The 12,948-nt window shown below is 42.3% G+C and carries 10 protein-coding genes and 1 pseudogene; 9 read left to right on the top strand and 2 right to left on the bottom strand.

Going from position 1 to position 12,948, the window contains the following annotated elements; translation table 11 throughout:
• Nucleotides 1-11 precede the first annotated feature (11 nt).
• From panB to yjgA, 5 genes are read left to right on the top strand one after another with little or no spacing between them, the layout of a single operon-like run.
• Nucleotides 12-821, top strand: a complete 810-nt coding sequence (gene panB, locus FTU38_RS13180) for a 3-methyl-2-oxobutanoate hydroxymethyltransferase (RefSeq protein ID WP_180020987.1) — start codon at nucleotides 12-14, stop codon at nucleotides 819-821.
• A 3-nt stretch (nucleotides 822-824) separates the two neighbouring features.
• Nucleotides 825-1,673 carry a pantoate--beta-alanine ligase gene (gene panC, locus FTU38_RS13175; RefSeq protein ID WP_078192648.1) on the top strand — a complete coding sequence of 283 codons (849 nt, stop codon included), beginning with the start codon at nucleotides 825-827 and terminating at the stop codon, nucleotides 1,671-1,673.
• A gap of 22 nt (nucleotides 1,674-1,695) precedes the next feature.
• Nucleotides 1,696-2,547, top strand: a complete 852-nt coding sequence (gene rapZ, locus FTU38_RS13170) for an RNase adapter RapZ (protein WP_180011688.1) — start codon at nucleotides 1,696-1,698, stop codon at nucleotides 2,545-2,547.
• Complete coding sequence (locus FTU38_RS13165; RefSeq protein ID WP_067763492.1) at nucleotides 2,544-2,813, top strand: HPr family phosphocarrier protein; 270 nt, start codon at nucleotides 2,544-2,546, stop codon at nucleotides 2,811-2,813. The genes rapZ and FTU38_RS13165 overlap by 4 nt, the downstream gene beginning before the upstream one ends.
• A 2-nt stretch (nucleotides 2,814-2,815) precedes the next feature.
• The gene (yjgA, locus tag FTU38_RS13160; RefSeq protein WP_078189593.1) at nucleotides 2,816-3,349 is read left to right on the top strand and encodes a ribosome biogenesis factor YjgA; all 534 of its coding nucleotides are present in this window, start codon (nucleotides 2,816-2,818) and stop codon (nucleotides 3,347-3,349) included.
• A 175-nt stretch (nucleotides 3,350-3,524) separates the two neighbouring features.
• On the opposite strand, the gene FTU38_RS13155 is transcribed toward yjgA, so the two are convergent.
• On the bottom strand, nucleotides 3,525-5,165 hold the full coding sequence (locus tag FTU38_RS13155) for an acyl-CoA synthetase (RefSeq protein WP_180089855.1): 1,641 nt from the start codon (nucleotides 5,163-5,165) through the stop codon (nucleotides 3,525-3,527).
• 534 nt (nucleotides 5,166-5,699) lie between these two features.
• Here FTU38_RS13155 and FTU38_RS13150 point away from each other — a divergent pair.
• Nucleotides 5,700-6,980, top strand: coding sequence for a D-arabinono-1,4-lactone oxidase (locus FTU38_RS13150; protein ID WP_180111482.1), 1,281 nt, complete (start codon nucleotides 5,700-5,702; stop codon nucleotides 6,978-6,980).
• A 57-nt stretch (nucleotides 6,981-7,037) separates the two neighbouring features.
• Nucleotides 7,038-8,189 (top strand): alanine racemase, encoded by a 1,152-nt coding sequence (locus FTU38_RS13145; protein WP_180111453.1) that lies wholly within the window; start codon nucleotides 7,038-7,040, stop codon nucleotides 8,187-8,189.
• Between the two features lie 63 nt (nucleotides 8,190-8,252).
• Here the strand turns inward: FTU38_RS13145 and FTU38_RS16880 are convergent.
• Nucleotides 8,253-9,790: pseudogene (locus FTU38_RS16880) on the bottom strand (glutamate synthase-related protein).
• A 401-nt stretch (nucleotides 9,791-10,191) separates the two neighbouring features.
• On the opposite strand from FTU38_RS16880, the gene thrS reads away from it, so the two are divergent.
• Together thrS and infC are read left to right on the top strand one after the other, a co-directional pair.
• Nucleotides 10,192-12,114 (top strand): threonine--tRNA ligase, encoded by a 1,923-nt coding sequence (thrS, locus tag FTU38_RS13135; protein ID WP_180007231.1) that lies wholly within the window; start codon nucleotides 10,192-10,194, stop codon nucleotides 12,112-12,114.
• 5 nt (nucleotides 12,115-12,119) lie between these two features.
• Nucleotides 12,120-12,668 carry a translation initiation factor IF-3 gene (gene infC / locus FTU38_RS13130; RefSeq protein WP_078192643.1) on the top strand — a complete coding sequence of 183 codons (549 nt, stop codon included), beginning with the start codon at nucleotides 12,120-12,122 and terminating at the stop codon, nucleotides 12,666-12,668.
• Nucleotides 12,669-12,948: the final 280 nt, after the last annotated feature.

Below are 12,948 nucleotides of genomic sequence, written 5' to 3'. Positions count from 1 at the left end.
GGAATATTGAAATGATTAGTCTAAGTGACTTGAAAAAATTTAAAGCGGAAGGCCGCAAATTCTCCTGCCTGACTTGCTATGATGCGAGCATGGCAAAAGCAATGGAAGTTGCTGAAGTCGATAGTATTCTGATTGGTGATTCATTGGGGATGACCATTCAAGGGAATGACTCGACTTTACCTGTCACTGTTGAAGATATGGTATATCACACTGCAGCAGTGCGTCGTGGCAATAAACATGCGTTTATTTTGACTGATTTGCCCTTTATGACCTATGCCACTTTGAATGACGCTTTAGTAAATTCAAAGACTGTGATGCAAGCAGGCGCACAGATGGTCAAATTGGAAGGTGGTGCATGGTTGTCAGAAACAGTTGAAGTATTGACCCGTAATGGTATTCCAGTGTGTGTGCATTTAGGGTTAACTCCGCAATCGGTTCATGTGTTTGGCGGTTATAAAGTGCAAGCACGTACACGCGAAACCGCGGATCAACTCATTGCAGATTGTAAAGCTGTGGTTGATGCAGGTGCAGCAATTTTACTTTTGGAATGTGTTCCTGCCCAAGTGGGTAAAGAAATTAGTGAATTATTCCCAAATACACCTGTGATTGGGATCGGTGCCGGTGCAGAAACGGATGCTCAAGTCTTGGTTCAACAAGATATGTTGGGACTGACGTTTAGTCACGTGGCGAAATTTGTTCGCAACTTTATGAAAGAGCAAGCAGGGGAAACAGCAATTGTGGATGCGTTTAAGGCGTATCATACTGCCGTACTTGATGGTAGTTTCCCTGCCAAAGAACATACATTCCAAATTGAGCTGTAAGACATGAAAACTGAAACAACGATTCAAGGTTTAAGTGCATCGCTAAATCCAGCACGTGCTGCGCGCAAAATCATTGGTTTTGTACCAACGATGGGGAACTTGCATGAAGGTCACCTTAATTTAGTTCGTGAAGCACGTAAACTGTGTGATGTCGTGGTGGTGAGTATTTTCGTTAACCCAATTCAGTTTGGTCCAAATGAAGACTTTGACAACTATCCACGTACTTTGGAACAAGATCAGCACTTATTGGCTGAAGTGGGTTGTGACATCGTGTTTGCGCCGACTGTTGAACAAATGTATGGCAACAAACCGCGCTTAACCAATATTAGCGTGGGCGGCATTACCAATGATTTGTGTGGCGAACAGCGTCCGGGTCATTTTGACGGTGTTGCTGTTGTTGTGACAAAACTCTTTAATATTGTTCAACCGAATTTTGCATTCTTTGGGCAAAAAGATTACCAGCAACTTGCAGTGATTCGTCAGTTTGTACGTGACTTAAATATTCCACTAGAAGTGATTGGTGTGCCGATTACTCGTGCCGAAGATGGTTTAGCATTGAGCTCACGTAATGGTTATTTAAGTGCGGAAAATCGTGCGATTGCACCAACGATTTACCAAAGCTTGAAAACGGCTGAGGCAGAATTACATGCTGGAACTCAACTGGCAGATGTGTTAGCGAATATTAAAGCAACATTGACAGCAGCGGGTTTTGTTGTGGACTATGTTGAAGCACGTACACCTGAATTACAGAAAATTGAAGAATTTGATCAAGACGTGGTGTTGTTTATTGCGGCTAAATTAGGCGCAACACGTCTTATTGATAATATGCAGGTTAAATATACTGCAGTTTAAAACGGCTATGGGGTAGCAAGCGATGAAGCGCATTTTAATTGTTACAGGACAATCTGGATCTGGAAAGTCATCTGCATTACAGATACTTGAGGATTTGGGTTATTACTGTATCGATAATTTGCCATTGGCCTTACTCCCCGAAATTGTTGAAAAACTCGATTCAGAAAATAATCTTGAACAATTGGCACTGGGTGTGGATGTCCGCAGTACACGTGCAGATTTACAAGAGTTCGATTTGGTTTTTCAACAGCTACAACGCCATGGCTCAGTCGATATTATTTATTTGACCACGCGTGATCAGGAATTGATTGCGCGATTCAGTTCATCTCGACGTCCCCATCCGTTGGCAAGTCGTTTCAAAAGTTTAAATGAGTGTATACAGGAAGAAAAATCTTTACTGTTGCCGATTCAATTACGCTCGACAGTACATATTGATACTACAGATAAGAGCGTACATGATTTAAAACATACCTTGCTGTCTAAACTCGGACAGGCAGATAATTTAATTTTGATCTTACAGTCTTTTGGCTATAAGCATGGTATTCCACTCGATGCAGATTATGTTTTTGACGTCCGTCATTTGCCCAATCCGCACTGGGATATGGAATTACGTAAGTATTCAGGATTAGATGAGCCAGTTCGTCAGTTTTTACAACAAAGTGAACAAACCAATGAAATGTTCCAAGATATTTATCATTTCTTGGATAAATGGCTGCCGGCATTTGCCGAAGGGCATCGTCATTACATGACGGTGTCGATCGGTTGTACAGGTGGGCAACACCGTTCGGTATATATCGTAGATAGACTAAAAAAAGCACTTGAGGCAAAATGGTCTATTCAGGTTCTACATAGAGAAATGAAGCACTGGTCATGATCGACACAACTGTTGACGTAATTAATAAACTGGGTTTACATGCGCGTGCATCTGGCAAGCTAATCGAAGTCACGACCAAATTTCGCTCGTCGATTCAAATTGGTAAGGGTGGAAAATTAGTAGATGCCAAAAATATTATGTCTTTGCTGATGCTTGGCGCAGGCAAGGGCACAACTTTACGCTTAGTGATTGAAGGTGCAGATGAAGAAAAAGCTTTATCTGAAATTCAAGCACTGTTTGCGGCAAAATTTTACGAGGCAGATTAAACGTGGCACGTCGACCGAATCGCTATACCGAAGAAGACTTTGAATCCTTAGAAGGACGTGCAAGTAAAACTGAGCAAAAGAAAGCTGTACAACGTATGGCTGCTTTGGGCGAGGAACTTGCAAAACTGAATCCTAAACAGATTAAAAATCTTCCTGTTGAAGAGCGTCTGATCGAAGCACTACTAGATGCACAAACAATTACTTCACATGAAGCACGACGCCGTCAGTTTCAACGTGTAGGTAAATTGCTGCGTAATGAAGATGAAACCATGATTTTATCTTATTTAACCCCACAGCAAGGTGCGAAAAAAACAGCGCAGCTTCAACGCTGGACTGAACGTATGATTGCCCAAGGTGATCCAGTCATTAAAGAGTTCATGAAAGCACATAATGCTGCTGAACATCATCCTATTCGTCAGCATATTTTGCGTATTCAACGTGATATAGCAAAAAATGTAAGTGAAGAAGAACTGACTGCGTCAAAGTTGAAATTGTTTAACTACATTCAACAAGTGGCTTTATTATCTGATAACTAATGCCTTATTAGATAGCCAAGTGCTTAGATAGCTCAATGATCAGATAATTCAACATGATCTGATCATTGAAGCAAAACGTGATGTCTATAATTTCACATCAAAAAAGCGACCTGATCAGGTCGCTTTTTTTTGCTTGAGTATTGAAAAATTCAAGCTTGGCTTTTGAGTTTGAATATTAACCAAATTCACCAACAGCGCGCTCTTTAGCCCATTCACGGAGAACGAACTTCTGAAGTTTACCTGTCGAGGTTTTTGGAATTTCGGTAATCACTACATCTTTAGGTACTTTGAAACGTGCAAGATGTTGTTTACAGAATTCGATCAGTTCTTCAGGTGTTGCCTCTTTGCCTGTTTTCAATTCAATGAAGGCACAAGGCACTTCTTGCCAACGAGGGTCGGGTTTTGCAACCACTGCAGCGGTCAGTACTGCAGGATGTTGATACAGAATTTCTTCCACTTCGAGCGATGAAATATTTTCACCCCCTGAAATGATCACATCTTTAGAGCGGTCAGTAATTTTGGCATAACCGTCGGGTTGGCAGACGGCTAAATCACCGGTATGGAACCAACCACCGGCAAAAGCTTCAGCCGTTGCTTCAGGGTTTTTCAAATAACCTTTCATTACGATGTTGCCACGGAACATGATTTCACCCATGGTCTGGCCATCATGCGGAACAGGTAACATGGTTTCAGGATCAATGACTTTCATGCCATCTTGAAGCGGGTATGGCACACCTTGGCGAGAATGCAACTGTGCTTGTTCTTGAATGGAAAGATCAGACCAGCCTGCTTGCGATGCGCAAAGTGCCGATGGACCATAGGTTTCAGTCAAACCGTAAACATGTGTGACATTGATGCCAATATTACGCATCCCTTCAATAATCGCTGCAGGAGGCGCTGCACCAGCCACCATCACTTCAACGCGATGGTCAAATTGCGCTTTTTTCTCTTCAGGCGTGTTGATCAGCATTGAAAGTACGATTGGCGCACCGCAGAAATAATCTACTTTGTGCTCTGCGATCAGTTTGAAAATCAGTTCAGGGTCGATTTTACGTAGACAAATATTGGTTCCGCCATTGGCTGCCATCGTCCAAGCAAAGCACCAGCCATTACAGTGGAATAGAGGAAGCGTCCACAGATACGTTGCACGTGGCGTCATGCCGCAAGCAATGATGTTACTCGCTGCATTGATATATGCGCCGCGGTGATGATACACCACGCCTTTTGGATTCCCTGTCGTGCCAGAGGTATAGCTTAAGCTAATTGCATCCCATTCATCTTGAGGTAAGTGCCATTCAAAGTTGGCATCGCCTTGCGCCAACCAGTCTTCAAATTCGACTTGTCCAATCGGTTGTGCTGTACCTTCAAATTCAGCATCTGCCACATCAATGACATAAATCTCTTGATCGATTAAAGCTAAAGCTTCTGTGGCAACCTGAGTGAATTCAGGGTCAACCAACAGGACTTTGGTTTCAGCATGTTCCAGCATGAAGGCAATAGTTTTTGCATCAAGGCGTGTATTTAGCGTATTCAATACTGCACCCGCCATTGGTACGGCAAAGTGTGCTTCAACCATAGCAGGAACGTTTGGTAATAACACAGACACGGTGTCGTTTTTGCCAATGCCTAATTGTTGCAATTGATGCGCAAATTGACGACAGCGGTTATACGTTTGGCGCCATGAAATATGACGATTGCCGTGGATAATGGCATCCTGATCAGGATAAATATAGGCTGCACGCTCTAAATAACGTAGAGGCGAAAGTGCCACAAAATTTGCCGGGGTCCGTGGCAATTCATCGTATGCGCTAACCATCGTGGTACTCCAAGTCCATGTCTATTTGTTTTAAATCTGACTTAACAATAATTCAGTCCGCAGCTTCTCTGCATTTATGCTTTAGTCGAGTATTTACACTAAATTTTTAAGTGATTGAAATTGAATAAAATAAAAACAGTAAAGTGACGAAAATGAACCCTATGGTTCTCAAAATTGATTTTTTAGAATAAATGATTTAGCTGAAAAATAGACAATAATTGTTGGTTTTTTATGCTGATTTTGCAGATATTTCCGTGTGTGATCCTCTTTATTGATAATGTTTGAATGATGCTGATCGAATAATCTAGAGCGTCCTTAAAAGTCTGTCAGGGCTTTCAAACGAATGGTTTTATCTCTTTGATTTATGGATTATTTGCTGTTTTATAACAATAAACTTAAATTTGAGAAGATGCTGAACTTCGTATAATCTAAGTAAAAAATCAAGATGGCTTGTGCATTAACATTGCAAAAGCGGAAATCAAAAATAAAACAATACGGCTGAATACAATAAAAAGTATGGCGATAAGGATGAATATGACAATTCAACACGACATTGCATGGGAAAATTGGTCAGGTGCTCAGAAGTCGATCCCGAAGTCATTTATACAACCGCAAAATCTTGACCAATTAATGGATGTGGTGCAATCCCATCCTAAGATTCGCTTGGTTGGCGCAGGGCACTCATTTAGCCCTTTAGCAAAAACCACAGATACCTTAGTAAGTTTAGATCATCTCAACGGCATTCTAGATATCGATGTAGAACGCTGCCAAAGTACCGTCCAAGCTGGTACACGATTATTTGATTTGGGGGAGAAGCTCGCGTCTTTTGATCAGGCACTGATTAATCAAGGTGATATTGATCGTCAAAGTTTGGCTGGAGCTATTTCAACAGGAACACATGGTACCGGACTCGAATTACCGTGTTTATCGGCGCTGGTTACGAGGTTTGAATTATTAACCGCGCAGGGTGAATTAATACAATGCAGTGCTGAACAGAACAGCGAAATTTTCCAAGCAGGGCGTGTTTCACTCGGGAGTTTAGGCGTGCTGACGCATGTACAGCTGCAAAACCGACCGATGTATAAACTCAAAGAACAGACGCGATTATGTCCGCTGAAAGATGTCTTGCAGAATATGCAGCAATGGCAATATGAACATCGACATATTGAGTTCTGGGCATTTAGTCATGCCGATCAGGTTATTTTAAAAACCTTAGATGAGACGGAAGATAACCTTCAACCTCGAAAAGAACAGTGGTTAGATGACGACGTATTACTCAAACTTTGTGCAGAATTGACGCGAATTTTTCCACCACTGAATCCATGGCTACAAAAATTATTAGGTGTTTTTGTCAAACCTTCGATCAACGTAGACTGGTCAAGTCGAATTTTTCCTTCTGCTCGAAGTACCAAATTTAATGAGATGGAATACCAGATTCCGCTGCAACACGGGATGAATTGTTTAGAAGAAATTTTGCATACCCTTCGACGACATAAGGTTCCGATGTTTTTCCCGCTAGAATATCGACTTGTACGTGGGGATGATATTTGGCTCAGTCCGTTTTATCAGCAAGATTCGGCCTCAATTTCGGTGCATCAGTTCTATAAGCAAGATTATCAAGTCATCTTTAAGCTCGTGGAGCCGATTTTTTTAAAATATGGCGGGCGTCCGCATTGGGGGAAATTGCATAGCCTAAATGCGCGGCAGCTTCAAAATGTGTACCCCAAGTGGCAAGATTTTTTGAATATTCGACAAGAATTAGATCCTCAGCAAAAGTGGCTCAGTCCAGAGCTACAGCAATTACTAATTGAATAAGCGTCGTGGAAGGTTAAACACTGAAGACCAATTGAACGATATGAAAAAGGGGATGGCATGGATGCATATTTTCAACAGTTGAATACGCTGTTAAAGCAAAACGGGACGGGGATGCCCCAGTTAATCGTGGATGTTGATGCATTAAATCACAACTTGGTGATCACTCAGCAGCAAATACCACATAGTCTGCATCCGCGCTTGGTAGTGAAATCCTTGGCGTGCATGGCATTGCTTCAACACTGTGCTACACAGCTCAAGACACAGCGTTTCATGCTATTTCATTTTGCACATCTGAAAACACTTTTCGAGTCGATGCCACAAGCCGATGTGTTGTTTGGAAAACCGATGCCGATTCAGGCCTTGCACCATGCAGACAAGGCATTTTTGCAGGCAACGCAATCGCAAGTGCAATGGCTGATTGATAGTGAACAGCGTTTAGCCCAATACCTCAAATTTGCTGAGCAGCATCAACTGTGTCTACGCATCAATATTGAAATCGATGTGGGGCTACACCGTGGAGGTCTGAAAACGATCGATGAGCTAAAGGCTGTTTTGGATGTAATCGTTCAACATCCCCAACATTTAAAATTTTCAGGATTAATGGGCTATGACGCACATGTGGCGAAGATTCCACGGCTGATCCAATCTGCTGAACAGACTTATCAACAGTCCCAGCAAAGTTATCAACAATTCAAAGCTTATGTAGAACAGCGCTACCCAACCTTTTGTGATGAACACACCTGTTGGAATGGTGGTGGTAGTCCTAGTTTTAATTTTCATTGTCAGCAAAGTGTCTGTAACGAAGTTTCATTTGGCTCGATGTTATTAAAACCCGTAGATTTTGAATTGAAAAAATTGCACGCTTTTCAAAGTGCCTTATGGATCGCCGCACCCGTGCTAAAAGTGTTGCCAAGGACAGAATTACCACAGTTAGAATGGCTCAGTCGTTGGGCAAAGTCTCAGGCTGTGTTTATTTATGGAGGTTATTGGCGTGGGGACTATGTTTATCCTCAAGGCAGTCAGCCCCATGCATTATATGGTCGCAGTAGTAATCAGGAACTTGTGCAAATTCCACAGACAAGCAGCATAGACGTAGATGATTATATTTTTTTACGTCCTGCACAAAGTGAAATGATCATCCCTCAATTTGCACAGCTTTGGTTGTACCAAGCCGCTCAATTCATGGCCTTTGAAACCTTCAGAGAATAAAAAAGAGCCCGTATGGACTCTTTTTAGGTTCAATGGTTTTGAAAAAAGCTCATGATTTGAAGCTTACTCAAATCCACTGTAGTGAATACCCGTGAGGTTCGACATTTCTTTTTTCCATGTGGTCAGGTCATCTTTGCAGAATTGATTCAGATGATGATGTCCGCAGGCACGAGCCATGACTTGCATCAGTTCAACAGATGCATTTAGAAAATTCGCCAGTTGTTGTGCCGATTTGTCTATTTCTAAACGACGACGTAAATGATCTTGTTGTGTGGCAATGCCGACAGAACAATCATTGGTCTGACAGGCACGCATAGCTAAACAGCCAATGGCTTGCATGGCAGAGTTTGAAATCGCGATGGCATCTGCACCTAAAGCGAGTGCCTTAATAAAGTCAGCGGGTACACGAAGTCCACCTGTGATCACTAAACTAATATCTGACCGTCCTAAACGGTCTAAATGACGACGTGCTTGTGCAAGCGCAGGAATGGTTGGTACTGAGATATTGTCACGGAACAAGGTTGGGGCTGCACCTGTACCACCGCCACGTCCATCTAAAATAATATAGTCCACACCAATGCTCAGTGCTGCGTCAATATCACGTTCAATATGCTGTGCAGAGAGTTTATAGCCGATCGGGATATCGCCGGTTTCTACTCGGACATATTCTGCAAATTCACGGTATTGTGATAGATGCGTCCAGTCGGGGAAGGTTGCAGGAGAAATAGCAGCGGTGCCTTCTGGTAATTTACGTACTTCTGCAATTTTTCCAATCACTTTATGGCCTGGAAGATGTCCTCCCGTACCTGTTTTTGCAGCTTGACCGCCTTTAAAATGAAAGGCCTGACACTTTTTGACTTTTTCGATGTCATAGCCAAACGACCAGACGCGAGTTCATAAAAATAACGGGAGTTAGCCGCTTGTTCCTCAGTAAGCATTCCGCCTTCACCTGAGCAAATGCCTGTACCTGCAAGTTCAGCACCTGTTGCAAGGGCAACTTTGGCTTCTTGAGATAGCGCACCAAAACTCATATCTGACACAAACACGGGAATGTTGAGTTTTAAAGGTTTTTTAGCATTTGGGCCAATCACCACTTCGGTTGCTACGGGTGCATTATCTAACAATGGAATTTTCCACAGTTGTGCGGTGATCAGTTGAATATCATCCCATTTCGGAAGTTGATTGAAAGGCACGCCCATTGCCGCTGTCGGGCCATGATGTCCAAATTTACTTAAGCCATTTCGTGCGAGTTCCAAGATCAATTTATTATATGGTTCTTCTGGCGCGGGCGCGGAGTCAGCATATAGGCCTTGGTATTGATCACGCTTATATTGTTGAGGATTTCTTTTTTCCCACGCTTGAATTTCTTCAAGATCGACATACACCTGATCGCCTTCCACCCACGCTTTAAACTTTTGCAGATTTTTATTCAGATAACGTGGGTTGATGCCAGTTTTATAAATATAGTGAGAGCCATGCAGCCCACAGACGATTTTATCTCCTTGAATATGGGCATCGGCCATGAGTGCGCCGCGATGCTGACAGCGACCATACATGACCACGACTTGTTCTACATCATCATCTTCGAGCCGTAAGACCACAAGATCGACATTGGCTGCAAGGGCATAAGCGGGTTTGGAGCGGTTTTAAACTAGACCAAGATATAAGTGAATGTGCTTGCATGATACCTGCCTACATAGAGAGTTCAGTGGGTATAGGTGTTCGAAATTCGGAATAATTTTATGAATTAGAACGTGATTATTATGTTGACAGCATAAAGCGCATTTCGGCTGAAATCTGTTTGAATTATCAGGAGTCTTGTAAAAGGCGGCAGAAAAATCAACTTCTATGGGATTAGAGGTTTATTAAAGTTGGCAGGGCGTGTAAAATTTAGGTCGAATTTTATTTATCCACCGTTTTTATCTTTTGAGGGTCTCCCTCGATCATAATCTCGCGGTGACATGCTCCATTGTACGGGGCATCACTCCTTAAGGATTTTTATATGCCAATTATCACTTTGCCTAATGGCGATCAAAAAGAATTTGATCATGCCGTGTCTGTGATGGAAGTTGCTCAAAGCATCGGTCCTGGTCTAGCAAAAAATACAGTTGCGGGTCGTGTAAACGATCGTTTAGTTGATGCATCTGATTTAATTACAGAAGATGCTAGCCTACAAATTATCACGCCTAAAGATGAAGATGGTATTCACATCATTCGTCACTCTTGTGCGCATTTGGTAGGTCATGCAGTTAAGCAATTGTTCCCAGAAGCAAAGATGGTCATTGGTCCTGTCATTGAAGAAGGTTTCTACTATGACATCTGGATGCCACGTCCGTTTACTTTAGATGACATGGCAGCAATCGAAGAGCGCATGAAAAAGCTCATCGACCAAGACTATGATGTCATCAAAAAAATGACTCCACGTGATGAAGTGATCAAAGAGTTCACTGCACGCGGCGAAGAATACAAACTGCGTCTGATAGAAGACATGCCTGAAGAAACTGAAATGGGCTTGTACTATCATCAAGACTACTTGGATATGTGTCGTGGTCCGCACGTTCCAAATACTAAATTCTTAAAATCGTTCAAGTTGACTAAAATCTCTGGTGCTTACTGGCGCGGTGATGCGAAAAACGAACAGCTGCAACGTATTTACGGTACAGCTTGGGCTGACAAAAAACAGTTAGCTGCGTATATCAAACGTATTGAAGAAGCTGAAAAACGCGATCACCGTAAAATTGGTAAAGCGTTAGACTTGTTCCATATGCAAGAAGAAGCGCCGGGTATGGTGTTCTGGCATCCAAACGGCTGGACGATTTACCAAGTGCTTGAACAATACATGCGTAAAGTTCAACAAGCCAATGGTTACCAAGAAATCCGTACACCGCAAGTGGTTGATTTCACGCTTTGGGAAAAATCAGGTCACGCAGCAAACTATGCTGAAAACATGTTTACGACTCACTCAGAGAACCGTAACTATGCAGTAAAACCAATGAACTGCCCATGTCACGTGCAAGTCTTCAACCAAGGTTTAAAATCTTACCGTGACCTGCCAATCCGTTTAGCTGAGTTTGGTTCATGTCACCGTAACGAACCATCGGGTTCATTACACGGTATTATGCGTGTACGTGGCTTTACACAAGATGATGCGCATATCTTCTGTACGAAAGAACAAATCGGTACTGAAGTTGCAGACTTCATTAAATTGACTTTAGATGTTTATAAAGACTTTGGTTTTGAAGAAGTTCAAATGAAATTGTCGACGCGTCCAGAAAAACGTGTAGGTGATGACAAACTTTGGGACATGGCAGAAAAATCTTTAGCAGATGCTTTAGATGCTGCAGGCCTAGAGTGGGAACTTCAACCGGGTGAAGGTGCATTCTACGGTCCGAAAATTGAATTCTCATTGAAAGACTGCTTAGGTCGTGTATGGCAGTGCGGTACAATTCAATGTGACTTTAACTTACCAGAACGTCTTGACGCATCTTATGTGACTGAAGATAACGACCGTGATCAGCCTGTAATGTTGCACCGCGCAATACTTGGCAGTTTCGAGCGTTTTATTGGTATACTTATTGAACACTATGCTGGTTTCATGCCACCTTGGTTGTCTCCAATTCAAGCATGTGTGATGAACATTACTGATTCACAAGCTGAAGCATGTGAGTCAGTCGTCGCTAAACTTAAAGAAAGCGGTATCCGCGCGATTTCAGACTTGAGAAATGAGAAAATCGGCTTTAAGATTCGTGAACGTACTTTAGAGCGTATTCCTTACTTATTGGTTCTTGGAGACCGTGAAGTTGAGGAAGGTACTGTAAACGTCCGTACTCGCTCTGGAAAAAATTTGGGTACTATGTCAATTGATGCATTCATCGACTTAGTAAAAGCAGCCGTAGCCGAACGCGGCCGGTACATTGTGGAGTAAAAGCGATTAAACAGCCTGACCGTAATCAACAGGGCGGAAAGTCAAACCGTCCTGCCTTGAATGATGAAATTCGTGCAAAAGAAGTCCGTCTAGTAGACGAAAATGGCGAGCAAAAAGGGATTGTATCTCTTGCTGACGCTTTGCGTGCTGCAGAAGCAGTAGATCTTGACCTTGTTGAGATCGTTGCCAATGCTGAGCCACCAGTCTGCAAAATCATGGATTTCAACAAGCATTTGTTTGATCTAAAACAAAAGCAAAAAGAAGCGAAGAAAAAACAACATCAAGTACAGGTGAAAGAAATCAAGCTACGCCCTGGTACTGATGTTGGTGACTACAACGTTAAACTACGTGCCATTATCAAGTTCCTTGAAGAAGGCAATAAGGTAAAAATCACGCTTCGTTTCCGTGGTCGTGAAATGGCACACCAACAGTTAGGTTTGGCTCAATTGCAAAAAATTGAAGCTGACGTGGTTGACTATGGTGTTGTTGAACAAACACCAAAAATGGAAGGCCGTCAAATGGGTATGCTACTTGGTCCTAAAAAGAAAAAGTAAGTATCCATTAAAAAAGCACTGCATTTGCAGTGCTTTTTTTTGCCTATATTTTGGTTTTTAATCTCAATGATGTTCAAGGGCACAAATAATTTTTGCTGCGTATTGATTGGAAAATAGAGCAAAATTCATGAATGCGAACTTATGTCTGAGAGTATTAGGGTCTGTTGACATTTGTTGATTAAAAAAATAGCGAGATAGTAAAATTAAATCGCCAAACCCAATTTTACACTCGCTATGCCTCGAACAATGCTAAATGATCAACACTGGTCCAAGTTACTTG

This window comes from Acinetobacter sp. YH12098 (assembly GCF_013419235.1).
GTDB lineage: Bacteria > Pseudomonadota > Gammaproteobacteria > Pseudomonadales > Moraxellaceae > Acinetobacter > Acinetobacter amyesii.
The sequence above is the reverse complement of the archived record's forward strand: the minus strand, read 5'-3'. Positions and strand labels throughout refer to the sequence as shown.